Source organism: Ectopseudomonas alcaliphila (genome assembly GCF_900101755.1).
GTDB classification, from domain to species: Bacteria; Pseudomonadota; Gammaproteobacteria; order Pseudomonadales; family Pseudomonadaceae; genus Aquipseudomonas; species Aquipseudomonas alcaliphila.
This window is the reverse complement of the sequence record NZ_FNAE01000008.1, coordinates 42,636-69,127: the sequence shown is the minus strand read 5'-3', so window position 1 is coordinate 69,127 and position 26,492 is coordinate 42,636. Positions and strand designations below refer to the sequence as shown.

General features: G+C 59.1%; 23 protein-coding genes. 22 read left to right on the top strand and 1 reads right to left on the bottom strand.

The window, feature by feature from the left end; all coding sequences use genetic code 11:
• Nucleotides 1–37 precede the first annotated feature (37 nt).
• Complete coding sequence (locus tag BLR77_RS25855; RefSeq protein ID WP_274379667.1) at nt 38–172, bottom strand: hypothetical protein; 135 nt, start codon at nt 170–172, stop codon at nt 38–40.
• 99 nt (nt 173–271) lie between these two features.
• On the opposite strand from BLR77_RS25855, the gene flgB reads away from it, so the two are divergent.
• The 22 genes from flgB (at nt 272) to fliE (ending at nt 26,492) form a co-directional block, all read left to right on the top strand.
• Complete coding sequence (gene flgB, locus BLR77_RS20560; protein WP_074681298.1) at nt 272–679, top strand: flagellar basal body rod protein FlgB; 408 nt, start codon at nt 272–274, stop codon at nt 677–679.
• A gap of 11 nt (nt 680–690) precedes the next feature.
• Nucleotides 691–1,134, top strand: coding sequence for a flagellar basal body rod protein FlgC (gene flgC, locus BLR77_RS20555; RefSeq protein WP_074681296.1), 444 nt, complete (start codon nt 691–693; stop codon nt 1,132–1,134).
• A gap of 21 nt (nt 1,135–1,155) precedes the next feature.
• Nucleotides 1,156–1,821, top strand: a complete 666-nt coding sequence (gene flgD / locus BLR77_RS20550) for a flagellar hook assembly protein FlgD (RefSeq protein ID WP_074681294.1) — start codon at nt 1,156–1,158, stop codon at nt 1,819–1,821.
• A 36-nt stretch (nt 1,822–1,857) separates the two neighbouring features.
• A complete protein-coding gene (gene flgE, locus BLR77_RS20545; protein WP_074681292.1) occupies nt 1,858–3,228 on the top strand; it encodes a flagellar hook protein FlgE in 1,371 nt (456 codons plus the stop codon).
• A gap of 211 nt (nt 3,229–3,439) precedes the next feature.
• Nucleotides 3,440–4,180, top strand: a complete 741-nt coding sequence (locus BLR77_RS20540; RefSeq protein WP_074681290.1) for a flagellar basal body rod protein FlgF — start codon at nt 3,440–3,442, stop codon at nt 4,178–4,180.
• Nucleotides 4,181–4,226: 46 nt separating this feature from the next.
• On the top strand, nt 4,227–5,012 hold the full coding sequence (gene flgG, locus BLR77_RS20535) for a flagellar basal-body rod protein FlgG (protein ID WP_074681288.1): 786 nt from the start codon (nt 4,227–4,229) through the stop codon (nt 5,010–5,012).
• Nucleotides 5,013–5,050: 38 nt separating this feature from the next.
• Nucleotides 5,051–5,773: a flagellar basal body L-ring protein FlgH gene (gene flgH / locus BLR77_RS20530; protein WP_074681286.1), complete on the top strand. Its 723-nt coding sequence runs from the start codon at nt 5,051–5,053 to the stop codon at nt 5,771–5,773.
• A gap of 256 nt (nt 5,774–6,029) precedes the next feature.
• A complete protein-coding gene (locus tag BLR77_RS20525) occupies nt 6,030–7,109 on the top strand; it encodes a flagellar basal body P-ring protein FlgI (RefSeq protein WP_074681540.1) in 1,080 nt (359 codons plus the stop codon).
• A 14-nt stretch (nt 7,110–7,123) separates the two neighbouring features.
• Nucleotides 7,124–8,308 carry a flagellar assembly peptidoglycan hydrolase FlgJ gene (gene flgJ, locus BLR77_RS20520; RefSeq protein WP_074681284.1) on the top strand — a complete coding sequence of 395 codons (1,185 nt, stop codon included), beginning with the start codon at nt 7,124–7,126 and terminating at the stop codon, nt 8,306–8,308.
• Between the two features lie 9 nt (nt 8,309–8,317).
• Nucleotides 8,318–10,366 (top strand): flagellar hook-associated protein FlgK, encoded by a 2,049-nt coding sequence (gene flgK, locus BLR77_RS20515; protein WP_074681282.1) that lies wholly within the window; start codon nt 8,318–8,320, stop codon nt 10,364–10,366.
• 68 nt (nt 10,367–10,434) lie between these two features.
• The gene (locus tag BLR77_RS20510) at nt 10,435–12,114 is read left to right on the top strand and encodes a flagellar hook-associated protein 3 (RefSeq protein WP_074681280.1); all 1,680 of its coding nucleotides are present in this window, start codon (nt 10,435–10,437) and stop codon (nt 12,112–12,114) included.
• Between the two features lie 711 nt (nt 12,115–12,825).
• The gene (locus tag BLR77_RS20505; RefSeq protein WP_238380604.1) at nt 12,826–16,464 is read left to right on the top strand and encodes a glycosyltransferase; all 3,639 of its coding nucleotides are present in this window, start codon (nt 12,826–12,828) and stop codon (nt 16,462–16,464) included.
• 247 nt (nt 16,465–16,711) lie between these two features.
• On the top strand, nt 16,712–18,193 hold the full coding sequence (locus BLR77_RS20500; protein WP_074681276.1) for a flagellin: 1,482 nt from the start codon (nt 16,712–16,714) through the stop codon (nt 18,191–18,193).
• 72 nt (nt 18,194–18,265) lie between these two features.
• The gene (locus tag BLR77_RS20495) at nt 18,266–18,658 is read left to right on the top strand and encodes a flagellar protein FlaG (RefSeq protein ID WP_074681274.1); all 393 of its coding nucleotides are present in this window, start codon (nt 18,266–18,268) and stop codon (nt 18,656–18,658) included.
• 79 nt (nt 18,659–18,737) lie between these two features.
• Nucleotides 18,738–20,210: a flagellar filament capping protein FliD gene (gene fliD / locus BLR77_RS20490; protein ID WP_074681272.1), complete on the top strand. Its 1,473-nt coding sequence runs from the start codon at nt 18,738–18,740 to the stop codon at nt 20,208–20,210.
• A 3-nt stretch (nt 20,211–20,213) separates the two neighbouring features.
• The gene (gene fliS, locus BLR77_RS20485; RefSeq protein WP_074681270.1) at nt 20,214–20,606 is read left to right on the top strand and encodes a flagellar export chaperone FliS; all 393 of its coding nucleotides are present in this window, start codon (nt 20,214–20,216) and stop codon (nt 20,604–20,606) included.
• A gap of 113 nt (nt 20,607–20,719) precedes the next feature.
• Nucleotides 20,720–21,100, top strand: a complete 381-nt coding sequence (gene fliS, locus BLR77_RS20480; protein ID WP_074681268.1) for a flagellar export chaperone FliS — start codon at nt 20,720–20,722, stop codon at nt 21,098–21,100.
• A 21-nt stretch (nt 21,101–21,121) separates the two neighbouring features.
• Nucleotides 21,122–21,415, top strand: a complete 294-nt coding sequence (fliT, locus tag BLR77_RS20475) for a flagellar protein FliT (protein ID WP_010302606.1) — start codon at nt 21,122–21,124, stop codon at nt 21,413–21,415.
• 258 nt (nt 21,416–21,673) lie between these two features.
• Entirely contained in the window at nt 21,674–23,149 is a 1,476-nt protein-coding gene (locus BLR77_RS20470; RefSeq protein ID WP_074681266.1) for a sigma-54 dependent transcriptional regulator, read from the top strand.
• A gap of 167 nt (nt 23,150–23,316) precedes the next feature.
• Nucleotides 23,317–24,531 carry a sensor histidine kinase gene (locus BLR77_RS20465; protein WP_074681264.1) on the top strand — a complete coding sequence of 405 codons (1,215 nt, stop codon included), beginning with the start codon at nt 23,317–23,319 and terminating at the stop codon, nt 24,529–24,531.
• Between the two features lie 3 nt (nt 24,532–24,534).
• Nucleotides 24,535–25,950: a sigma-54-dependent response regulator transcription factor FleR gene (gene fleR, locus BLR77_RS20460; protein ID WP_074681262.1), complete on the top strand. Its 1,416-nt coding sequence runs from the start codon at nt 24,535–24,537 to the stop codon at nt 25,948–25,950.
• Between the two features lie 212 nt (nt 25,951–26,162).
• Nucleotides 26,163–26,492, top strand: a complete 330-nt coding sequence (gene fliE / locus BLR77_RS20455) for a flagellar hook-basal body complex protein FliE (protein WP_013714978.1) — start codon at nt 26,163–26,165, stop codon at nt 26,490–26,492.

The window sequence follows — 26,492 nt, the reverse complement described above, 5'->3', positions numbered from 1 at the left end:
TGGACGGGGAGGTTGCTGCGCGCACCGACGTTTGCCTTCACGCCAGATCGCTGGTGCGCATGGCGAGCCCCACAATTCGGCGGGCGGCAATCTGCCCGATCAGCTTTGCCGCTTCCTTGCCTACACGCGGTAAGGCTTTGCCGCTTTGCCGCTTTTGCTCGGCCAGTTTCATGTCAAGCCATTGATTTATAAGCACTTAAATAAATGGCACAGCCTTTGCTGTATGTCTGGCAACAGTGATCAGACGGCCCTTGCGGCAAAGGTTCAGAACATGAGCATCAACTTCGGCAGAGCACTCGGTATCCATGAACAGGCACTCGGGTTTCGCGCCCAGCGTGCCGAGGTGCTGGCGAACAACATCGCTAACGCCGATACGCCGAACTACAAGGCTCGTGATCTGGACTTCGCCAGTGTGCTGGCCGAGCAGAACAGCCGCATGCAGCGCGGCGGCGTTTCCCTGAATCGCACCGACAGTCGCCACATCCCGGCCGAGGGTGTGAAGAGTGGCGAGGCAGAACTGCCTTATCGCACGCCGTTCCACGCGTCGCTGGATCAGAACACCGTCGACCTGCAGATCGAACAATCCAACTACGCCGAAAATTCGGTGCAGTTCCAGGCCAGCTTCACCTTCCTCAATAGCAAATTCAAAGGGCTGACCAATGCCCTGCGCGGCGAATAAGGAGCGCGACCATGTCCCTTGCCAGTGTTTTCAACATCGCCGGAACCGGCATGAGCGCCCAGAGCACTCGCCTGAACACCATTTCCAGCAACATCGCCAACGCCGAGACCGTTTCCTCGAGCCTGGATCAGACTTATCGCGCACGTCATCCGGTGTTTGCCACCGTGTTCCAGCAGGCGCAGGGCGGTGATCGTGGCTCACTGTTCGCCGAGCAGGATGAGGCAGGTCGCGGTGTTCAGGTGCTTGGCGTGATCGAGGACCAGAGCAGCCTGATGCCGCGTTATGAGCCCGATCATCCGATGGCCAACGCCGATGGTTACGTCTTCTACCCGAACGTCAACGTGGTCGAGGAAATGGCCGACATGATTTCCGCCAGTCGCGCCTTCCAGACCAACGTGGAAATGATGAACACCGCCAAACAGATGCTGCAGCGCGTGCTGACCCTGGGTCAGTAAGCCGAGACGAGGAGACTAGGGATGAGCACAGTAAGCGGCACTGGCTCGGTACTGGATCAGTACCAGCACAAACAGGACGCACCTAAGAGTAAGGACCTCGGCAAGAACGAGTTCCTCAATCTGCTGGTAGCGCAGCTCAACAACCAGAACCCGCTGGAGCCTCAGGGCAATGGTGAGTTCATTGCCCAGTTGGCACAGTTCAGTCAGGTAGAGGGGATCGAGAAGCTCAACACCAGCATGGGCTCGATGCTTTCCAGCTTCCAGTCTTCGCAGGCGTTGCAAGCCTCTTCTCTGGTCGGGCGCAAGGTCATCGTGCCGAGCGAGAAGGCGGTGGTCGATACCAGTGAAAGTTTCAAGGCCAGCACTGTTTTGCCGGTCAGCAGCAGCAACGTGTACGTCAACGTCTATGACAATTCGGGGGCGTTGGTTACCCGCGTCAACCTGGGCGAGCAGGCTGCCGGCAACGTCAGCTTCATCTGGGACGGCAAGGATTCCGATGGCAACGTGGCGCCGCCGGGCACCTACAAGTTCGAGGCGCAGGCCACCTACGGCAGCGAAACCAAAGGGTTGTATACCCTGCTGCCGGCCAACGTCGACAGCGTCACCCTGGGCGGCAACGAGCTGATGCTCAACCTTGCTGGCCTCGGTAGCGTTCCGCTTTCTCAAGTGCAGGTCATCGGCCAATAACTATTGCCGCCGGCAGTTCCGGCAAAGGAGTTTTCCATGTCGTTCAATATTGGTCTTAGCGGCCTGCGTGCTGCGACCAGCGACCTCAACGTCACCGGTAACAACATCGCCAACGCCGGTACCGCAGGCTTCAAGCAGTCCCGTGCCGAGTTCGCCGATGTCTACGCCGCTTCCGTGCTGGGTACCGGCAAGAATGCGCAGGGCAGTGGTGTGCTGCTGGCAGACGTGTCGCAGCTGTTCAACCAGGGCAATGTCAACTACACCAACAACGCTCTGGATCTGGCCATCAACGGCAACGGCTTCTTCGTGACCAGCAACAACGGTGAGATCGGCTATACCCGCGCTGGTTACTTCGGTACGGACCGCGATGGCTTTATCGTCAACAATTTCGGCTATCGTCTGCAGGGGTACGCGGCCGATGACAGCGGCAACATCCTGCCGGTGCAGTCTGATCTGCGCATCAGTGCCGGTCAGCAAGAGCCCAGGGCGACTACCAGTGTCACCCAGCGCCTCAACCTGAACTCCAATGCCGTACGGCCTGCTAACGCCGGAACCATGGCGGCGCCGACCTTCGACCCGAGTGACTCGAGGTCTTTCAACTGGTCCACTTCGACCAATATTTACGACTCTCAGGGCAATGCCCACGTGATGACCCAATACTTCGTCAAGAACGAAGCGCCGGCCAACAATGGCTGGGTCATGCATGTGCTGATCGATGGGGTCAATCCGCGTGATCCGAGCAGCACCCAGCCTTACAGCTATGCGGTGAACTACGATGCGGCAGGGCAGTTGGCCGCGCCGGCCATCACGCCGTTGGCCAGCACGCCAGCCAACCCTGCTCTGGATGCACCGGCTATTCCTGCAGGTACGCCCAATGGCGTCTTCGCGCTTGCGGATACCGATTGGGTGCCAGCCGAGAAAGATCCGGTCAACCCTGGGACCCTGGTGCCCAATGGCGCTGACAGCGAGGCCTTCACCTTCGACATGCGCGGTTCGACCCAGTATGCGGCGTCCTTCGGCGTCAATGCCGTCAGCCAGGATGGCTACACCACTGGACAGTTGGCGGGCATCGAGATTGATGACACCGGGGTGATCTTCGCTCGTTACACCAATGGCCAGTCCAAGGTGCAAGGGCAGGTTCTGCTGGCGAACTTCGCCAACGTCCAGGGGCTGACGCCGGTAGGCAAGACTGCCTGGGCGCAGTCGTTCGAGTCCGGCGAGCCGGTGATTGGTACGCCGCGTAGCAGTACCCTCGGTGCTCTGCAGGCGGGAGCGTTGGAAGACTCCAACGTCGAGCTGTCGGATCAGTTGGTGAACCTGATCGTGGCTCAGCGCAACTATCAGGCCAATGCCAAGACCATCGAAACCGAAAGCGCCATTACCCAGACCATCATCAACCTGCGTTGATGGTTGTGGGGAGGCAAAGCGGCAAGCCTGGCTTGCCGCTTTGCCGTTTCAGGGCCGGCAAAACCTCGCCGTCGCCTTTCAAAATGGGTTTTATTTTTCATATAAATCTCATATAAATCAGTATCTTGTATTTATTTTTCTGAGTCTGGCACGACGCTTGCTGTAGTCAATGCAAAGAGCCAAGGGCCCGTCGCCCACTCGGAGAATTACCATGGACAAGATGCTGTACGTCTCCATGACCGGAGCGCAGAACAACACACTGGCTCTGCGCGCCCATGCCAACAATCTGGCGAACGTTTCCACCTCGGGTTTTCGTCGCGATTTCGAGCAAGCGCGCTCCATGCCGCTGTTCGGTGAAACCTATCCGGCGCGCGTATTCGCCATGAGCGAGCGCCCGGCCACGGATTTTCGCCCCGGCTCGTTGCAGGAAACCGGTCGTGACCTTGATGTGGCCATTGGTGGCAAGGGCTGGATCGCCGTGCAGGCAGCCGATGGCAGTGAGGCCTACGTACGTACTGCCAGCCTGAATATCGATGCCCTGGGCGTGCTGCGTACCGGCAATGGTTTGCCGGTCATGGGCAATGCCGGGCCGATTGCCGTGCCGCCGGAGCAGAAGGTGGAGATTGGTCAGGACGGTACCATCAGCATTCGTGCGCTTGGTGAAAATCCCAACGTCTTGGCTGAGGTCGACCGCATCAAGCTGGTCAACCCTGACCCGAAAAGCATGGAAAAGGGCACCGATGGCCTGATCCGCGTCAAGGGCCAGCCCGAGGTAGAGGCTGACGCGACCGTTCAGGTGACTTCGGGCTTCCTCGAGGCGAGCAACGTCAACGCCGTCGAAGAGATGACTTCCATCCTCTCCCTGTCCCGCCAGTTCGAGCTGTCGGTAAAGATGATGCGCACCGCCGAAGATAATGCGTCGGCCATGGCGCGGGTTTTGCAAATTAGCTAATTACCAGCACGCGGCGCCGTAAAACCGGCGTCCGAGGAGAAACGATATGCTTCCGGCACTGTGGGTCAGCAAGACCGGTTTGTCCGCCCAGGACATGAACCTGACCACCATTTCCAACAACCTGGCCAACGTGGCGACTACCGGCTTCAAGCGTGATCGCGCGGAATTCGAGGATCTGCTCTATCAGATCCGTCGTCAGCCAGGTGGTCAGTCCAGTCAGGACAGCGAGTTGCCCTCGGGTTTGCAGCTCGGCACCGGTGTGCGTGTGGTAGGTACACAGAAGATCTTCACCGCTGGCAGCCTGCAAACAACCGAGCAGCCGCTGGACATGGCGGTGAACGGCCGGGGTTTCTTCCAGATCCTGCAGCCCGATGGCACCGTTTCCTATACCCGCGATGGCAGCTTTCACCTGAACTCCGATGGCCAGATCGTGACCTCTCAGGGCTTTGCCCTGGAGCCTGCAATTGTTCTGCCGAATGAAGTGCGCACCTTTACTGTGGGTGAAGACGGCACCGTCTCGGTGACCACTGCCGGTAACCCGCAACCGCAGATCATCGGCAACCTTCAGCTGGCCGACTTCGTCAACCCGGCTGGCCTGGAAGCCATCGGTAACAACCTGTTCCTGGAGACCGGTTCCAGCGGTGCGCCGCAGGTGGGCAACCCGGGCCTCAATGGCCTTGGCACCACACTGCAGAACACCCTGGAAAACTCCAACGTCAGCGTGGTGGAGGAGTTGGTGAACATGATCACCACCCAGCGCGCCTATGAAATGAACTCCAAGGTGATTTCCACCGCCGATCAGATGCTGTCCTTCGTGACGCAGAACCTCTGATTTTTTGACACTGTTGTGAACGCCGCGAGGTAGTGGTTATGAACCGGCAAATTCTCTGTTTCCCCCTGTTGGCTGGCCTGCTGCTCGGCAGCGGTTGCATGGCGCCGACAGCCAAGCCGGACGATCCCTATTACGCGCCGGTTTTACCGCGCACCCCCTTGCCGGCTGCGCAGAACAATGGCTCGATCTATCAGGCCGGTTTCGAAAATGGTCTGTATGACGACCGCAAGGCCTTTCGTATTGGTGACATCATCACCATCACCCTGAATGAGCGCACTCAGGCCAGCAAGAACGCCAACAGCAATATCCAGAAGGACAGCAGCGGCACAATGGGTGTGCCCAACCTGTTCGGCATGGCCGTTGCACCGGACAACCCGCTGCGCAGCCTCAGCGCGCTGGGCATGACCAACAACAATCTGAGCCTGGATTCGAGCTGGAACTCCCAGCGTGACGCCTCCGGTTCTGGTCAGGCAGGGCAGAGCAACAGCCTGTCTGGCTCGGTCACCGTGACCGTCGCTGAAGTGCTGCCCAACGGCATTCTCGCGGTGCGTGGCGAGAAGTGGATGACGCTCAATACTGGCGATGAGCTGATGCGTATCTCCGGGCTGGTGCGTGCTGACGACATCTCCACTGACAACACCGTGTCTTCCACTCGGGTTGCCGATGCACGTATCACCTATTCCGGCACCGGTGCCTTCGCCGATGCCAGCCAACCTGGCTGGTTGAGCCGTTTCTTCCTCAGCCCGATGTGGCCGTTCTGATCTCGGGGTGCTGTAGATGAAAACCTGGCTGACTCATTCTCCGTCCTTGTTACTCGAGCACCTGTCCAATTGGTACACGCGAGTGACGACCAGCGGTTCGGCGCGCAAGGCCTTCGCCGTGACTTCGGCTGCCAAGCGAGGGGCGCGAGTGCATGGCAGTGAGCCGGCACAGGCCGGGGCCTGCCGTCGACAGTTCGCGGTCGCTCATCGCGGTTATCGTCATCGCGGCGCCAACGACTGGGTGCTGTTGGCAACCATGCTGGCGTGCCTGTTGTTGAGTTTGCCGACCCAGGCCGAGCGCCTGAAGGATCTGGCGTCGATTCAGGGTGTACGTAGCAACCAGTTGATCGGCTACGGCCTGGTGGTTGGTCTCAATGGCAGCGGCGACCAGACCACGCAAACCCCCTTTACCGTGCAGACCTTCAACAACATGCTGGCGCAGTTCGGCATCAAGGTGCCGCCAGGTGGCAACGTGCAGCTGAAGAACGTCGCGGCCGTATCGGTGCATGCTGACCTGCCGGCGTTCGCCAAGCCGGGTCAGACCATCGACATCACCATTTCCTCCATTGGTAACGCCAAGAGTCTGCGCGGTGGCAGCCTGTTGATGACGCCGCTCAAGGGCATTGATGGCAACGTCTACGCCATCGCCCAGGGCAACCTGGTGGTCGGCGGTTTCGATGCCAGTGGCGCCGATGGTTCGCGCATCACCGTCAACGTGCCGTCTGCCGGGCGCATCCCCGGTGGTGCTACCGTCGAGCGTCCGGTGCCGAGCGGTTTTGATCAGGGCAACTACCTGACGCTCAACCTCAATCGTCCCGATTTCACCACGGCCAAGAACATCGTCGATCAGATCAACGACTTGCTCGGCCCAGGTGTCGCGCAGGCCATTGATGGCGGCTCGATTCGCGTCAGCGCGCCGCTCGACCCGAATCAGCGGGTCGACTATCTGTCGATTCTGGAAAACCTGCAGGTCGAGGCCGGCAAGGCGGTGGCCAAGGTCATCATCAACTCGCGTACCGGCACCATCGTCATCGGCCAGGACGTCAAGGTACAGCCGGCTGCAGTGACTCACGGCAGCCTGACCGTGACCATCACTGAAGACCCCATCGTTAGTCAGCCCGAAGCGCTCTCTGGCGGCCAGACCGCAGTGGTGCCGCGCTCCCGAGTGGGCGCCGAGGAAGAGGCCAAACCGATGTTCAAGTTCGGCCCAGGTACCAGTCTGGACGAGATCGTCCGCGCGGTTAACCAGGTGGGTGCAGCGCCTTCCGACCTGATGGCCATCCTGGAGGCGCTCAAGCAAGCCGGCGCCCTTCAGGCCGACCTGATCGTGATCTGAGGAGGATTGCTGATATGGACTCTCGACTCTCAGCCGGTCTGCTCGGCAACGGTAAAAGCCCGATCGACAGTGGTGCCTTCACCGACCTGAACCGCCTCAACCAGTTCAAGGTGGGCGGCGACACCGAGCAGAACATCCGCAAGGTCGCGCAGGAGTTCGAATCGCTGTTCATGAACGAAATGCTCAAAGCCATGCGTTCGGCCAACGCCGCGTTTGGCGAGGGCAACTTCATGAACAGCAACGAGAGCAAGACCTATCAGGATATGCACGACCAGCAGCTGGCGGTGACGCTCTCCAAGGAAGGGCGCGGCATTGGCCTGGCTGACGTGCTGGTGCGGCAGATGTCGAAGATCAAGCAGCCGTCGAGCCGCCCAAACCCCTTCGCGCAGATCGAGCAACCGGTCGCAGCAGTGAGCGAGTCGAAGGCTGACAAGGTCGCCAGTAGCGAAGGCTTCCGTGATGACGTGGCGCTGCTCAATCGCCGTCGCCTCTCTGTGCCGGGCAAACTGGCGGATCGCCTGTTGGCCGGTATCGTGCCATCGGCTGCAGAAGGCGAGGGCAAGACTCTTGCCGGCAGTGACTGGATTCCGGCGCAGACCAGTGCCGCGCCCAAGGATCGGGGCCTGAGCCTTGGCAATAGCGATGCATTGACGGGCCGTCGTATTGCTCAACCGCCGCTGGCGCCGGGCAAGGCAGCATTCAGCTCACCGCAGGAATTCGTCGCCACCATGCTGCCGATGGCGGAAGCCGCTGCCGAGAAAATTGGTGTCGACCCGCGTTATCTGGTGGCCCAGGCCGCGCTGGAAACCGGTTGGGGCAAGTCGATCATCCGCACTCGCGATGGCGAAAGCAGCCACAACCTGTTCGGCATCAAGTCCCATGGCAGCTGGGAGGGCGAGTCGGCCCGCGTGCTGACCACGGAATACAAGGGTGGCAAGGCGGTCAAGGAGGCGGCCAGCTTCCGTGCCTATGACTCCTTTGCGCAGAGCTTCGACGATTACGTCAGCTTCCTGCAGAACAATGGTCGCTACGAGAAGGCGCTGAACGTCACCGAGAACCCGGAGCGTTTCGTCAAGGAACTGCAGCAGGCCGGTTACGCCACTGACCCGAACTATGCGCGCAAGATCTCGCAGATCGCCCGCAAGATGCAGACCTATCAAGCAATCGCCGCTGCCGATAGCGCCACTACAAGGACTTGAGGTTGAACCATGGCTGACCTATTGAACATAGGCCTCTCGGGCCTGGCGGCGAACAAGACTTCGCTGGCTGTTACCGGCCACAACATCGTCAACGTCAATACGCCTGGCTTCTCTCGTCAGGAGACGATTCAGGCCACGCGCACGCCGCAGTTCAGTGGTGCCGGCTATATCGGTTCGGGTACGACCCTAACCGACGTGCGGCGCATCTACAACGAATTCCTCAATACCCAGGTGCGCAGCAGCACGGCGCTCAACAGCGATACCAAGGCGTACCTGAGCCAGATCAACCAGCTCGACTCGTTGCTGGCCGGTAGTACCACAGGCATCACACCGGGCCTGCAGAAGTTGTTCGCTGCCCTGCAGACCGCTGCCGAAGACCCGGCCAACGTGCCGGCACGGCAGTTGGCGTTGTCCGAGGCCGAGGGGCTGGCCAAGCGCTTCAATACTGTTTACGACCGCCTGTACGAGCAAAACTCGTTCATCAACAAGCAGCTCTCGGCAGTCACCGATCAGGTCAATCAACTAGCAACAGCGATTGCTGGCTACAACGATGCCATCGCCGTGGCGGCCTCCAATGGCCAGGCGCCGAACGATCTGCTCGATGCCCGTGAAGAGGCGGTACGCAAGCTTTCCGAGTTCGTCGGCGTAACCGTGGTTCAGCAGGACGACAATAGCTATAACCTGTTCATCGGTTCTGGCCAGCCGCTGGTCGTCGGTAAGCAGGCGTCCCGCCTTGAGATAACGCCTGGGCTGGCCGACCCGCTACGCAACGAGATCCAGTTCGTCAGTGGCAACTCCCGACAGAACGTCACCTCGCTGATCACGGGTGGCGAGATGGGAGGGCTGCTGCGTTATCGCGAGGATGTGCTGGATACCTCGATGAATGCCGTCGGACGTCTGGCATTGTCGATTACTGATCAGATCAACCGGCAGTTGGGGCAGGGGCTGGATCTCAACGGCCAGTTCGGCAACGAGCTGTTTCGCCCACTCAATGATCCGCTGCTGCTCAGCCAGCGGAGCCTGGCGCGGGTCGGTAACAGCGATCCGAATGCCAATCTCAATGTCAGCATCACCGATACCACGCGGCTGACTACCAGCGACTACGAAGTGCAGTTCACCAGTGCCACTGAGTATGTGGTCCGGCGTGCATCCGACGGCACGATGTTTCCACCCAGCCCCGGCACTTTTGATATCAACACAGTGCCAGCTCCCGAAGTAGACGGATTTTCTCTCGGTATGGTGACCGGCAGCACCTTCGCTGCAGGTGATCGTTTTCAGGTGATGCCGACCCGCAATGCCGGCCGTGATATCCGTGCGGACATGAAGAATGCCGAAGAACTGGCCTTCGCCGCGCCGCTGAAAGCGGAAACCAGCCCGGCCAATATCGGCACCGGCAAGATTACCCAGCCGAAGCTGCTGACGGAGATCAATATCTACGATCCTGCCGCGCAGGCGGATCTGGAAACCAGCCTGCGCAACGCGCCGCCGCTGCGTATCGTGATGGGTGCCGGTGGTGGCGCGACGCAGAGCTACGAGGTCGTCGATATCAACGGCAACGTGATCGACACCGGCAGCATCGTTCCGGGGCAGGACAACGCACTGACCATCAGCGTGCCGGCCAACCCGCCAGCGGTTCCCGCTGCTTTCGACTATCAGGTGACCATCAGTGGTCGACCGTCGGGCGGCGACAACTTCTCGGTGTCGTTCAACACCAATGGCGTATCGGATAACCGTAACGCGCTGAACCTGGTCAATTTGCAGAACAAAGCCGTGGTCGGGGTCAATCCGGCGGCGCCCGATACTACGGGGTCGAGCTTTTCCGACTCCTATGGTGACCTGGTAGAGCGGGTCGGTACGCTGACCAGCCAGGCGCGTGTGGACGGCGAGGCGACTGGCGCGATCCTCAAACAGGCTACCGACAACCGCGACTCGGTTTCCGGGGTCAACCTCGATGAAGAAGCGGCCAAGCTAATCCAGTTCGAGCAGTACTACCAGGCATCCGCGCAGATCATTCAAGTTGCGCGTAACCTGTTCGATACTCTGATCAATACATTCTGATAGTCGCCTTCCCGAACAGGGGAGGGTGCCGCCTGTGCTGATGACAGGCGTTGCAAGAGGCAAGCCCCATGGTCATGCGCATCTCATCCATTCAGGCGTTCAATAACGGCGTTTCCGGCCTTGGGCGCAACTATTCGAACCTGATTCGCACCCAGGAACAGATCAGCAGCGGCAACCGCATCCTGACCCCGGCGGATGATCCGGTAGCATCGGTTCGCCTGCTGCAACTCGAGCAGCAGCAGGCTGTGCTCAAGCAGTACAGCGACAACCTCACCGCTGCCAAGAACAGCCTGACCCAGGAAGAGACCACACTGAACTCGGTCAATACCGTGCTGCAGCGTGTGCGTGAGCTGGCGGTGCGTGCCGGTGGTGGTTCGCTCTCATCGGAGGACCGCAACTCCATCGCCAAGGAGCTTTCCGAGCGCGAGGCCGAGCTGCTCAATCTGATGAACAGCCGTAACGCCCGGGGGGAGTATCTGTTTGCGGGGAATCTGGGCAAGACCGAACCCTTCGTGCGCAACCCGGATGGTACCTACTCGTACTTCGGTGACGAAGGGCAGCGGACGCTGCAGGTCGCCAGTTCCACCAACGTGGCGATCAACGACAACGGCAAGCGCTTGTTCGAAGCCGTCACCAACGCCAACCGCGTCGCCAATGGCAATGGAGTCAATAACCCGGCGCTGCCGTCGCCGCCCTTGCCGGCTACCACCATTCCCGCAGTACCCGCCGCTGATCAACGGGTCTTCATTTCGCCGGGGCTGGTCGAGGACAACCGCGCATTCAACTCCGATTTCCGCGGCGGCGAACCCTATTCGCTGGCCTTCGTCAGCGGTACCGAATTCCGCATCTACGACGCCAGCGGTGCCGATGTCACTTCCGAGATCCCCGGAGGCGGCAAGGTCGATCCGCTGGTTAACGGTGGCAACGTCATCAACTTCCGCGGCATGCGTTTTCAGCTCGATGTAGTGCTGAAGGACGGTGATAACGCCCTCGACCTGGATAATCTCCTGGCCGACACCGGGACGCCTGGTGCGCCAGGAATAGGCACCCATAGCTTCACCCTGCAGTCGGCGTCCACCGAGTTCGCCGTGACCCGCGCCTCCACCAACGGCTCGGCCGCCGTGGTGGCTGGGGGCAACGTCGTCAACCAGGCTGTGTTCGACAGCCAGTTCCCAACCTCGGGCGTGGTGCTGCGTTTTACCGATGACACCAACTACGAGGTGTACGCCCAGCCGGTCGGGCCTAACAGCCCGGTACTCACCACCGGAACCGTTACCGCTCCCTATCCCGCAACCTTCACCGTCTATGGTGCGGAGTTCAGCATCTCCGGCCCCGCCGCTGCTGCGGGGGGGGATGAGTTCGGCGTTCAGCCGCAATTCCAAGAACAACGCAGCATCCTCAATACCATCTCTCGTCTACGCCAGGCCCTGGAATCCTCGCCCACCTCGCCAGCGGGCAACCTGGCCGTGCGCGACGAAGTGGCCATCGCCCTGAAGAACCTCGACAACGGCATGGGCAAGGTACTGGAAGTGCAGACCGAAATCGGCGCGCGCCTCAATCTGATCGAGACCACCGGTACCGACAACGAGGACGTAACGCTGGTGAACCGGTCTGTGCAGGCCGAATTGCGCGAGCTGGATTACGCTGAGGCATTGTCGCGCCTGTCGTTCCAGACCATCATTCTCGAGGCGGCGCAGCAGAGCTACGTGAAGATCGCCGGGCTGAATCTGTTCAACCAGTTGCGTTAACGTCATGTGCCTGATTAATTTGTTGCGCTAGTATCGCTGTGGAATGAACTTAAATTTTGAGAATTATATATAATGAATTCTGGAAATTCTTACTATGGACATAAGTCCATACTTGCTCGCTATTGTAATATTTCCAGTGCGGTAGCTCCAAGAATAAATGGTTATCTTCAGCATGGGTGGAACGCCCATCATGGGTTTGGATTTGATAAGGATATTTATCCAGGTTCTTTCAAGTTTGTTTGGTCTAAACGAGTTCTTTCAGCTCTGCAGGAAAAAGGGTGGGATAAGGGGGTGGCAATTGGTTCGCCATGGGCTTATTTATTAAGAGATCCCTGTCTAAGTCCTGTTTCCAATAGCAGAAAGGGTACTCTTTTATACCCTTTTCATGGGTGGGAAGGTGGACGTGTTTCTGGTGATCACCAAGCCTTAATTAGTCAGGTTAAGGCAGTTGAGGTCGATCCAGTCACGGTCTGTCTTTATTGGCTAGAATATGAAACGCCAGAGATTCGGTCAGTATACGAAGCAGCTGGTTTTAGGGTGATATGCCATGGCTATAGAGGTGGTGATACTGCTCGGCCGGGCGACGAAGATTTTCTCTATCGACAATATACCGAGCTTGCCAGGCATCGTCGTGTAATTTCTAACAGGCTTTCGACGGCTATCATGTACGCAGCGTCAATTGGCTGTGAAGTGGCTGTCTATGGCGATTCGATGGCTATAAATGATCCTGGATTATCCCAAGAGCAAGTATCCGGTTGCTATGCTGAAAGCGTTTTTCCAGAATTCTTCGGAATTTATACAGATTCAAAGAAAACTAAGGAAATTGCCCAGCGCGAGCTGGGCTTCGATGTTGTTTACCCCGCTAGTAATTTGGTCGAGATTTTAGGGTGGTCATCTTACAAAGAAGATGAAGTTGCCAAGTACGCATGTAGTGGGTTTTCGTCGGTGGCGTCTCCAGGGCCTTATAGCGAAGGCCCACTATTCTCCATTGTTCTCACCACCTACAATCGCCCCGATTTGCTAAGGGATGCCCTAGCCAGCGTCGGTACGCAGACGCTGCTCGACTTCGAGGTCATCCTGATCAACGACAACGGCGCTCCAGTGGAGCACCTTCTGGCGGACTACGACTTCCCCATCACCTATCTCCGTCAGGGGCGCAACAAGGGCTTGTCCGCTGCGCGTAACGCCGGCCTTGCGATGGCGCGCGGGCGCTACATCGTCTACCTCGATGACGACGACATCTACCTGCCCAATCACCTGGCCGTGCTGGCCGAGGCCTTCGATCAGCACCCTGGTAGCGTCATCTACACTGGTGTCGAATACGTCAACGAAAAGCTGGAGGACGGCCAACGCATCGAACTTGGCCGTGGCCAGCCGTTCAAGCATGAGGTATTCGACCGTGACCGCCTGTTCGTGCAGAACTACATTCCGGTCAACACTTGGGCGCATCCGCGCGAGATGCTCGCCACGGTCGGCGAGTTCGATACCGACCTTGCCGCGTTCGAAGACTGGGACATGCTCTTGCGCCTGGCTACGCGTTATCCCTTCGTGCATGTTCCGACCGTGACGAGTGAAGTCCACACGCGCCCCCCGGGCGCCGGTAGCGACCACATGCTGGGCCGCGAGCGCAAGAATTTCCCGGCGCTGTACCGCGAGCTCTACCAGCGCTACTCCGGCTCTGCCAGCGAGGATTTAAAGCGCGGTCGCCAGCAGATGCTGGCCAGTCTGGGCGAACGGCCCAGAGACAGCCTGACGGCCTGGTTGGCCGAGCGCTTGCCGACGGCCAGCGAGAACCGTCTGATAGCCGATTACCTGCAGGATCATCAAGGCGGGCCGCTAATCGGTGTGTTGGTGCTTGATCTTGAAGGTCAGGCCGAACAGCTGATGCTCACGCTCAAGAGCTTGCTCGGTGAGCGTTGCCTCTACGCGACGCTGCGTATCTTGGTGATTACCCCGGCCGATGTACCTGCCCCCTCGGCAGCGGACAAGCTGCGTTTCCTGAAAATGACCGGCGAGCCTTTGGCTGTGCAGATCAACTGTGCAGTCGAAGCGAGCGATTGCCAGTGGTTCATGCTGGCCCGCGCCGGCGATGAGTTCACCCAGAGCGGGTTGATGGTCGCGGGGGTGGAACTGGCCCGCAATCCCGAATGCCGAGCGGTGTATGGCGACCAGTTACAGCGCCTGCCGGATGGCAGCCTTGGCGGCGCCTTTCTGCCAGGGTTCAACCTTGATCTGTTGCTCAGCTTCCCCTTGGTCATGGCGCGCCACTGGCTGTATCGCCGCGACCTGTTTCTCGCTGTCGGCGGCTTCGACGGCGAGTTCTCGGAGGCCTTCGAGTTCGAGTTTTTGACCCGACTCGTTGAGCAGGAAGGGCTAGTTGGCCTTGGGCACATCGACGAGCCGCTACTGATCACCAATGCGCCGCAGTTGCGCGACAATCCCGACGAGCGTCGGGTGATCGAGCACCACCTGGGCAAACGGGGCTATCAGGCACGGGTTCTGCCTGGCTTACCGGGCCGCTACCGCACGCATTATGGTCATGTCACTAGGCCGTTAGTGTCGATCATTCTTTCTACGGATGTGCCGCTGGCGGCGCTGCAGCGTTGCGCCGACAGTCTGCTGGAAAAGACGACCTATGATCACTACGAGTTGCTTCTGGCCGATAGTGGAAATCGTGCAGACGTCACTGCCTGGCTGCATGATGTAGCGGCTCTGGGTGACGACAAGGTACGTGTGATCGCGGCCGGGGCCGGGCTGGCGCAGAATCGTGTTGCCGAACAGGCGCGCGGCGAGTACCTGCTGCTGCTTTCCGGCGAAGCTGCGATCGTCAACGCCGACTGGTTGGATGAGTTGCTCAATCATGCCCAGCGTCCGGAAGTCGGCGTAGTCGGCGGCAAATTGCTGACTGCAAATGGACGAGTCGCCCAGGCTGGGCTGCTGCTGGGGCTAAATGGTCCGTCCACGCCGGCATTTGCTGGCGAGCCGATGGAGGCCGCCGGTTATCTGCATCGCTTGCAGGTGGACCAGAACTACAGTGCGGTCGGCGAAGCCTGCCTGATGATTCGTACCGAAGTGTACCGTCAGCTCGGCGGCATGGATGGCGAGCTGGCCGCGTTCCGCGATGTGGATCTCTGCCTGCGTGTGCGGGAGGCCGGTTACCTGACGGTCTGGGCGGCCCATGCCATCGTATTGCATGAGGCCGAACTGGTCAGCGCCGACGCCGAGGCGCAGGATCAGTTCTATGACCGCTACCTACCGCAATTGGCCAACGATCCGGCCTACAACCGCAACCTGGCGCTGAACGGGCGCGGCTTCGATCTTGAAAGCGATGTGTCGCTGACCTGGCGTCCGCTCAGCTGGCGTCCGTCGCCGGTGGTGCTGGCGCATCCTGCAGATCCCTGGGGCTGTGGTCACTACCGCGTCATCCAACCGTTCTCGGCGTTGAAGGCGCAAGGGCTGATCGACGGCACCCTGTCCATGGGGCTGCTGCATGTGACCGATCTGGAGCGCTACGACCCGGACGTGGTTGTGTTGCAGCGACAGATCGGCGACGAGCGTCTAGACGCCATGCGTCGTATCAAGCGCTTTTCGCGTGCCTTCAAAGTCTACGAGCTGGATGACTACCTGCCAAACCTGCCGCTCAAGAGCGTGCATAGGGATCAGATGCCACGCGATATCCTCAAGTCGCTTCGTCGTGGTCTGGATTTCGTCGACCGCTTCGTAGTGTCCACCCAGTCGCTGGCGGAGGCGTTCGCCGGCTTGCATCATGATATTCGGGTAATCGAGAATCGCCTGCCGGCGAAATGGTGGAGAGGCCTCGAAAATCAGCGTCGTCGTGGTCGCAAGCCGAGGGTCGGCTGGGCCGGAGGTATAAGCCACACCGGAGATCTGGATTTGATTGCCGACGTGGTAAAGGAGCTCACCCATGAGGTGGAGTGGGTATTCTTCGGGATGTGTCCCGATAAAATCCGCCCTTATGTACATGAAATACACGTGGGGGTTGAGATCGAAAAATACCCGGCTACGCTTGCCAGCCTGAATTTGGATCTGGCTCTAGCGCCGGTAGAGCAGAACCTGTTCAACGAGTGCAAAAGTAACTTGCGCCTGCTGGAATATGGCGCATGTGGCTTCCCGGTAATTTGCAGCGACCTTGTGTGCTATCGCGGTGACCTACCGGTGACGCGGGTGAAGAACCGCTTCCGGGACTGGGTCGACGCGATCCGCATGCACATCAGCGATCTGGATGCGGCCGCCCAGGCCGGTGATCGTCTACGCGACGCCGTTTATCGTGACTGGATGCTCGAAGGCGAGAACCTGGAGCGCTGGCGTAGGGCGTGGATGCCGGACTGATCGGGACGAAAAATCCGTCGGGTGCTGCAATGGCGCTCGACGGATTTCAGTCAAAGCCGCCTGCCTGGCTGGTTTGCTTGGTTAAGTGAATGACTTTAAAGAATAAAAAAAGCTGAAAATTTTCTCTAAAGCTCCTTAGGCAAGCGCCGATAAAGAGATCGAATGCGAACTCTCTGGGCGTCTGAGCATGCAGGCCCGAGCTCGCAAGCTCAGACAAACGGTTCTACGGTCATCTGGAGGCAATACCATGGCCCTTACAGTCAACACTAACGTTGCGTCCCTCAACACCCAACGTAACCTGAACACTTCCTCGAAGGGTCTGGATACTTCCCTCCAGCGCCTGTCCACTGGTTTCCGTATCAACAGCGCTAAAGACGACGCTGCGGGTCTACAAATCTCCAACCGCCTGACCAGCCAGATCAGTGGCTTGGGTGTTGCTACCCGTAACGCCAACGACGGTATCTCCCTGGCGCAGACCGCTGAAGGTGCCCTGCAGCAGTCCACCGGCATTCTGCAGCGTATGCGTGATCTGGCCCTGCAAGCTTCTAACGGCTCCAACGGTGCTATCGAGCGGTCTGCCTTGCAAGGCGAAGTCGCACAGTTGCAACAGGAACTGAACCGTATCTCCGATACCACCAGTTTCGGTGGTCGCAAGATCCTTGACGGCAGCTTCGGTTCGCAGGCTTTCCAGGTTGGTGCAAACGCCTATGAGACTATCAGTGTGTCTATCGGCTCCGCAGCCACTGACCGCATCGGCATCAACCGTGTTACCTCTGATAGTTCGGGTGCCGTAGCCATCGCTGCAGCTGGTGCTAGCGGTGCATCGGCATACGGTGCAGCTTCTGGCTCTTTCAATATCACGTCTCAGTTCACTACCAATGCGTCTGGCGGTTCCGTAGCAGTCAGTTATGGAGCGAACTCCTCGGCTCGCGATATCGCTTCAGCGATCAATTCGAAGAGCGATGAAACCGGTGTCACTGCGAACGCGCGTACCGTTGCTGAGCTGTCAGGTCTGAGTGCGTCGGGTACCGTCTCCTTCAAATTGGGCGGTGCCGGTGAAACGGCTTCTGTCATCTCTGCTGTCATCGATGATCAGTCTCAACTGTCTGCTCTTGCTGACGCGATCAACAAGGAAAGTGGCAAGACTGGTATCTCGGCTATCTCCAAAGGCGACAAGCTGGAGTTGGTCAGTGATCGCGGCGAAAAAATCGAAATTACCGAGTTCAATCTGGCAAGTGGTGGCACCGCAAGTCTGCAGGCCAAGAACTTCGATGGCAGTGAAAATAATGGTGATGCAGTTGATATCGTCGCCACTGGCGGTGCACGTGTCGATGGTCAGATTCAGTTCGAAGCCTCTAGTGCTTTCCAGATTACTGGCTCTGGTGATGGTTTCACTGATGGCTTCAGTATCTTGAATAGTGTCAAGGAGATTGATATCAGCACAGCGGTAGGCGCTCAGGATGCACTGGGTATCATCAACGGTGCGATCTCCAACATCGACAGCCAGCGTGCTCAGCTCGGTGCCGTGCAGAACCGCTTCGAGAACACCATCTCGAACCTGCAGAATATCGCTGAGAACTCCTCGGCTGCTCGTAGCCGGATTCGTGACACTGACTTCGCTGCCGAAACCTCGGAACTGACCAAGAATCAGATCCTGCAGCAGGCCGGTACTGCGATCCTGGCCCAGGCCAACCAGCTGCCACAGGCCGTGCTCAGTCTGCTGGGCTAAGCTCGAAGGCGCTAGACTACGGGGGGAAGGGCTATGCTCTTCCCCCCGTTACCTCATTCTGAGGAGTAATTTATGGACGTCAGCTCAATTAAGCCCCAGGTCAATTCTACGGTTGTCCGCGATGGTGGCGTCTCCAATGCCGCTGAGTCTCGGCAGAAGCAAGGTCTCTCGAATAGCGCGGCGGTTTCGACTGGTGATGATCAGACCGTTGCCCGGGCCGTCACACCTACTCAGGAAGTAAGTCGTGAACAGGTCGAGGATGCGGTAGCGACCATCCAGGAGTTCGTTCAGTCGGTTCGTCGAAGTATCAATTTCGCAGTCGATGACGGTTCTGGGCGTGTGGTTGTCAAGGTAACGGATGCCGGGTCGGGTGATGTGATCCGACAGATTCCATCTGAGGAAGCGTTGAAGTTGGCAGAAAATCTGTCAGAGGTGCGCAGCCTTCTGTTTCAGGCCGAGGCATAGCAACACGTTTTGGCATGATTTTTGACTGATACTCTTCAATCGACAGGGTGCAGTCGAATTTTTGACGAGGTGCAAAATCATGGCAGGTATCACGGGAATCGGTTCGGGTCTCAACATCAACGAGATTGTCACTGCGTTGGTTAATGCGGAGAAAGCGCCGAAGACCAACCAGCTCAACAACCTCGAGAAGCAGACCACCACTCGTATATCGGCGATTGGCACTCTCATGGGGGCGATGAACTCCTTCAAGACGGCCCTTGATGCGCTCAACAAGCCTTCCCTGTTCGAGGCCCGCACTGCAAGTACTTCCAATAGCAGCGTGCTCAAGGCTACTGCTGTCACAACTGCGCCTGCAGGAACATACGGAGTTCAGGTTCAGCAACTGGCTGCCAGCAGCAAGGTTGCCCTGCAGTCCGTCTCGGGGGTGGGTAGCGCCGCGGCTACTTTCAACAGCGGTACGCTGGAAATTTCCGCTGGCAGTACCAGCATCAGTGTCGATGTCACCGCAGCTAACAATACGCTTGCTGGTATGCGTGACGCGATAAACGAAGCCGGGAAAGGCAGCGGTATAAGTGCCACCATCATTACCGATGATTCCGGTTCCCGCTTGGTGCTGAGCTCAACCAAGACTGGCGAAGGCAATGACATCCAGGTAGCGGTTACCGAAGATGGTGAAACGACTGGCGGCAATGCCCTGACGACTCAGGCGTTCACGCCAGAGGCTGATCCTGACAATGCTGGCGCTTTCCTCAAGCCAAGCTCGGACAGTGGCGCGGGCGGGGTAATTAGCCAGGCCAAGTCTGCGAAATTGACCATCGATGGTCTCCAGCTGGTGCGTGACAGTAACAAGATCGAGGATGCGCTCGAGGGTGTTACGCTCGATCTGGTCGCGGCACAAAGTACTGCCGACTTGACTGATGGCAAGACCATCAGTCTCACCGTTGGTGTCGACAAGTCGAGCGTGAAGAGCAATCTGCAGAAGTTTGTCGACGCCTACAATGCCTTGATCACCTCATCGGCGCAGCTCACTGCGGTCGTCGAAGTGGAAGGCTCCAAGCCTGTGGCAGGCCCTCTGGTTGGTGATTCCACGGTGCGCAGCGTTCTGGCTGGCTTGCGCAATGAAATCGTCAAGATGACCGGCGGTGGAGAGAGTGGCGTGCGGGCGCTGGCAGATCTGGGGATTACAACAGGCAAGGATGGCAAACTGTCTCTCGATGACGCCACGCTGACCAAGGCGCTCGATAGCAACTTCGATCAGGTAGGCGGTTATCTCACCGGGAGCGATGGCCTGATGGGGCGTTTATCCGGGTTTGTTTCGAGCTATGTGGCGACCGATGGTGTATTGAAGCAGCGTGACAGTGCCTTGCGCGGTACCTTGAAGAACATTGACTCTCAGCGCGAAAGTCTGAACAAACGTGTCGAAAGTCTGGAAACTCGTCTTTTTGCCCAATACAACGCCATGGACTCCCTGGTCGGTCAGCTCAAGCGCACCAGTGATAGCTTGAGTGGCATGCTCGCCAACCTGCCAGGCTTCGTCAGAAAGGATAAATAATTCATGAGCAAAAATCCCATCGATGCCTACAAGCAGGTCAAGACCAGCCAAGAGGTATCGCCTTATCGCACGGTACAGCTGTTGCTCGAAGGCGCATTGCAGCGCGTGATGCTTGCCAAGCAGGCACAGGCCGAGGGTGATACCGAGATTCGTGGCATGGCCGTGGGTAGCACCATCACCATTCTGGGCGTGTTGCAGGCGGCTCTGGACAAGGAGCTGGGCGGTGAAATCGCCGAGAATCTGGATGCCCTGTACGACTACATGACACGCCGCCTGGCCGGCGTTGCGCTGGACGATACGCCGCGTACCCTGGAAGAAGTTCAGGTGCTGTTGGGTGATATCAAAAGTGCCTGGGATGCCATTGGCCCAGAGGTCGAGCCGACGCCTGCTGGGTGATTGATCGTTTCGTTTTCGCTTTAGCTGGGCCGTTTCAGCGACAAAAGCGTTAAAGCTTTGAGCTGCAGGGCCGATACCTGAAGTATCAGCCCATCGGTAGAGCGAGAGCGACTATGAACGCAATGGCGGCCCTCAAGCAGTATCAGACCGTCAACAACCAAGCGCAGGCTGCAGAAGCCAGCCCTCATCGACTGATCCAGATGTTGATGGAGGGTGGTCTGTCTCGAATCGCTCAGGCACGTGGTGCCATGGAGCGCGGACAGACAGCGCTGAAAGGTGAATTGATTGGCAAGAGCATTGCCATCGTCGCGGGACTGCGCGAGAGTCTCGACCACCAGCAAGGTGGCGAGCTGGCCGGTAACCTCGATAGCCTGTACGAATACATGATCGCCCGTTTGACCGAGGCCAATGTGAGCAACGAGTCCGAGCTTCTCGAAGAAGTCTCTGTGCTGCTGCGTAACGTCAAACAGGGTTGGGATGCCATCGCTCAGTAGCGAGCATCGGAGGAGAAGCGAATGAGTTCATCCGTCCAGCGTTTGCAAGCGACCGGTTCGGCCCTGCGCGACGCCCTGGCCAAACAGGACTGGGCCGCGATTGGCGAGCTTGATCTGCAGTGCCGCATGGTCGTCGACGCGGCTATGGTCGATAGTCACGATGAAGAAGAGCTACGCAGTGGCTTGGAAAATCTGCTGTCACTGTACCGTGAGCTGGTGACCGTCTGTCAGACCGAGCAGCAGCGCCTGGCCGGCGAATTGGTGCAGCTCAATCAGTCCCGTCAGGGAGCCAAGGTTTATCAGCTTTTCGGCTGATAACGGCGTGTTACCGAGTTTAACCAGCAGGTTCGGCTCGGTTGTCCCTCTCTCCGCTTGCGTTTCTCTTTCTTTTTTATCGGTTGCCACTACCCGGCTCTGCAAACAGCTGCTTAGCTAATTCCATTGGCGGGCAAAAAAGTTACGCCATAAAATTGACTGGCTTCAATTTTTTGACTTTACTAGTGGCTAATTGCCGGCGTGCGCCGAAGATCTGGCGCGCAATTTTCCTCACTTCTCGGGTCAGACAAGCACAAGATGTGGCGTGAAACCAAAATCCTGTTGATCGACGACAATGCTGCGCGCCGCCACGAGTTGGCGATCATTCTGAGTTTTCTCGGCGAAGAGCATCTGGCCTGCACCAGTCAGGACTGGCGCAATGCGGTGACCGAGCTCGCTTCCAGCCGCGAAGTGCTCAGCGTATTGCTGGGTGATGTCGAGGCCAAGGGCGGTGCGCTCGAACTGACCAAGCAGATTGCCGGCTGGGATGAGTTCCTGCCGCTGTTGACGGTTGGCGACTCCAGTATCGTCGAGTGGCCGGAGGATTTGCGCAGACGCGTGCTGGCCAGCCTGGAGACTCCGCTCAGCTATAACAAGCTGCTCGACTCTCTGCATCGTGCCCAGGTCTATCGCGAGATGTACGACCAGGCTCGTGATCGGGGTCGGCAGCGCGAACCCAATCTGTTCCGCAGCCTGGTCGGTACCAGTCGTGCCATTCAGCAGGTGCGGCAGATGATGCAGCAGGTGGCCGATACCGAGGCCAGTGTGCTGATCCTCGGCGAATCCGGAACCGGCAAGGAAGTGGTGGCGCGCAATCTGCACTACCACTCCAAGCGCCGCGAAGCGCCGTTCGTGCCGGTCAACTGTGGCGCGATTCCGGCCGAGTTGTTGGAAAGCGAGTTGTTCGGTCACGAGAAGGGCGCCTTCACTGGAGCCATCACCAGTCGTGCAGGGCGCTTCGAGCTGGCCAACGGCGGTACGCTATTTCTCGATGAGATCGGTGACATGCCGCTGCCGATGCAGGTCAAGCTGCTGCGCGTGCTGCAGGAGCGAACCTTCGAGCGTGTGGGCAGCAACAAGACGCAGACGGCCGACGTACGCATCATCGCCGCCACGCACAAGAACCTGGAGAAGATGATCGAGGACGGCAGTTTCCGTGAGGACCTGTATTACCGCCTCAATGTCTTCCCGATCGAGATGGCGCCGCTGCGCGAGCGCATCGAAGACATTCCGCTGCTGATGAATGAGCTGATTTCGCGCATGGAGCACGAGAAGCGCGGCTCCATTCGCTTCAACTCGGCCGCCATCATGTCGCTGTGCCGTCATGACTGGGCGGGCAACGTACGTGAATTGGCCAACCTGGTGGAGCGCATGGCGATCATGCATCCCTATGGTGTGATCGGGGTGGGCGAGTTGCCGAAGAAATTCCGTCATGTCGATGACGAGGATGAGCAGCTTGCAGCCAGCCTGCGTGATGAAATGGAAGAGCGCGCGGCAATCATGGCCGGTTTGCCGGGCCTCGATACGCCAGCCATGCTGCCGCCGGAGGGGCTGGATCTGAAGGACTACCTCGGTAACCTGGAGCAGGGTCTTATCCAGCAGGCGCTGGATGATGCTGGCGGTGTGGTCGCGCGTGCGGCTGAGCGTCTGCGCATTCGTCGTACCACGCTGGTCGAGAAGATGCGCAAGTACGGCATGAGCCGTCGCGAAGAGGATGGTCAGGACGAGGATTGATCCAGCAGCCTCGCGGTAAATAGCACAAAGAAAGCCGGAGCTTTGACGCGAGCTCCGGCTTTGTTTTTTCAAGTAACTGATAAGTAAGGATAAAAAAGTAGGCACGGGGATTGCTAAAGCTCTTGTATCTGACCGTCTTCTGACGGTGCGTCGTACGAGAGAAGCAGATGGAAGCCAACCTTCGTCCTACCGAGTCAGCCGAGCCAGGCGTTCCGGCGCCGCTCGAACAAGCCAGCCGTGCAGGACTGGAGCAGGCCTTTGCCCTGTTCAATCAGATGTCCAATCAGCTCAGCGAGTCCTACAGCCTGCTCGAGGCGAGGGTCAATGAGCTGAAGGGGCAGCTGGCACTGGTCAGTGCTCAGCGTATGCAGGAACTGGCGGAGAAGGAGCGTCTGGCCCATCGTCTGCAAAGCCTGCTGGATCTGCTGCCTGGCGGTGTGATCGTCATCGATGGTCAGGGCGTCGTGCGCGAGGCCAATCCCGTCGCGCGTGCTCTGCTCGGCCAGCCACTGGTGGGTATGCTCTGGCGCCAGGTGATCGCTCGCAACTTTGCGCCGCGCGAAGACGATGGTCACGAAATCTCCATGCGCGACGGCCGCCGTCTATCTATTGCCACGCGTTCTCTGCACGGGGAACCGGGGCAGCTTGTGCTGCTGACCGACCTGACGGAAACCCGTCGCCTACAGGATCAGCTTTCTCGCCATGAGCGCCTATCGGCGCTGGGGCGAATGGTTGCTTCCCTCGCGCATCAAATCCGTACGCCACTCTCCGCTGCGCTGCTTTACGCAAGCCATCTGAACGAGCAGGTGCTGCCGGCTGAACAGCAGCAGCGCTTCGCCGGGCGTTTGAAGGAGCGGCTGCACGAGCTGGAAAACCAGGTGCGCGACATGCTGATCTTCGCCCGGGGCGAGCTGCCGTTGCCGGATCGCCTGTCGCCGTCGGTCTTGTTCGACGCGTTACGTGCGGCTGCCGATGCGCATGTGGGCGATATGGCCGTGCGTTGGCAGTGCGATGTGCGCGACGGCGAGCTGCTGTGCAATCGCGACACGCTGGTGGGCACCGTGCTCAATCTGATCGACAACGCCATTCAGGCTGCAGGGCGTGATGCACGTCTGAAGATTCATCTCTACCGCCGCGACAGCCAGTTGCGCCTGTCTGTCAGTGACAACGGGCCTGGAATGAGCAGGGAAGTCCTGGCGCGTCTTGGCGAACCTTTCTTTACCACCAAAACCACTGGGACCGGCCTCGGGCTGGCGGTGGTCAAGGCGGTGGCGCGTGCTCATCAGGGCCAGCTGCTGCTGCAATCGCGTGCGGGTCGTGGCACCTGCGCCATCGTTTCTTTGCCGCTGCTCGATGCAGCGCCTCACTCGAATCAGGAGTAACCCATGGCTGCCAAAGTCCTGCTGGTTGAAGACGATCGCGCGCTGCGCGAAGCCCTGGCCGATACCCTGTGCCTGGGCGGGCATGATTATCGGGCGGTCGATTGCGCCGAGGCGGCGTTGGTCGCGTTGACCGAGGAGCCGTTCGGCTTGGTGGTCAGCGATGTCAACATGCCGGGCATGGACGGTCATCAGCTGCTGGCGCAGATTCGTAGTCGTTACCCGCAACTGCCGGTGTTGCTGATGACGGCTTTCGGTGCGGTGGAGCGGGCAGTGGATGCCATTCGCCAGGGCGCCGCCGACTATCTGGTCAAGCCGTTCGAGCCGCGCACGCTGCTGGAATTGGTGGCCAGGCATGCACTCGGCAAGCTGATCGCGGGGGACCGTGATGGTCCGGTAGCGCTCGAACCGGCCAGCGTGCAGCTGCTGGAGCTGGCGTGCCGAGTGGCGCAGAGTGACTCGACGGTGATGATCACGGGTGAGTCCGGTACCGGTAAGGAAGTGCTGGCGCGCTATATCCATCAGCAGTCGCCGCGTGCATCCGGGCCCTTCATCGCCATCAACTGTGCGGCGATTCCCGACAACATGCTTGAGGCCACGTTGTTCGGGCATGAGAAGGGCGCATTCACTGGTGCGGTCACCGCTCAGCCGGGTAAGTTCGAGCTGGCCGATGGCGGCACCATCCTGCTCGACGAGATTTCCGAAATGCCGCTGGGTCTACAGGCCAAGTTGCTGCGTGTGCTGCAGGAGCGTGAGGTGGAGCGGGTAGGGGCGCGCAAACCGATCAATCTGGACATTCGCGTGCTGGCCACCAGCAACCGTGACTTGGCCAGTGAAGTGGCGGCGGGGCGCTTCCGTGAGGATCTCTACTATCGCCTGTCGGTCTTTCCCTTGGCCTGGCGACCGCTGCGTGAGCGGCCTGCCGACATTCTGCCGCTGGCTGAGCGTCTGCTGGCCAAGCACGTCAAAAAAATGAATCAAGCTCAGGTGAGGTTGTCCGAGTCGGCTGCGCAGAGCCTGGTGCAGCATCAGTGGCCGGGCAATGTGCGCGAGTTGGACAACGCCATTCAGCGCGCATTGATCCTGCAGCAGGGCGGGGTAATTCAGGCGCAGGATCTCTGCCTGCATGCACCCATCGGCCAGACGGTGCAGAGTACGGCGCCACGTCTTGCGGTTGTACCCAGCGTGGCGCCGCCTGCGTCGCAGCCGGTCGAGTCGCCGAGTGCGGCGGATTCCGGTGCTCTGGGTGAGGACCTTCGTCGCCGCGAGTTCCAGGTGATCATCGATACCCTGCGCGCCGAGCGCGGCCGCCGCAAGGAAGCCGCCGAACGCCTGGGCATCAGCCCGCGTACGCTGCGTTACAAGCTGGCGCAGATGCGTGATGCCGGTATGGATGTCGAGGCGTATCTCTACGCCAGCTAGTCTGGCCCTGGCCATGTCCTGCCTATGCAGGCGAACCAGGCGTACCCTCCGTCTGGTTCGCCATCTTCGCTTGCCCCTCCTATAAGCCCGCTTCGGGCCTGCTTCTACCTGCCGCTTGAGGCGTGCCGCTAGTCGTGGCTTTGTTGGCACCCTTGTTGCAAATACCCCTGCATAGCGCCGCTAGTGTCAAAAAGCGGGCAGTGGAGGAAGTCATGAGCCAAGGTGTCGAATTCAATCGCTTGATGCTGGAAATGCGTTCCATGCAGGCTGAGGCCATGGCGCGTCAGAAGCCTGCTGCGAGCGAGCCGGTGCAGGGGGCGCCGAGCTTCTCGGAAATGCTCGGCCAGGCGGTGAACAAGGTCAATGAGACCCAGCAGGCTTCCAATAAACTGGCTACCGCTTTCGAGATGGGGCAGAGCGGGGTCGATCTGACCGACGTGATGATCGCCTCGCAGAAAGCCAGCGTATCCTTCCAGGCCATGACCCAAGTGCGTAACAAGCTGGTCCAGGCTTATCAAGACATCATGCAGATGCCGGTCTGA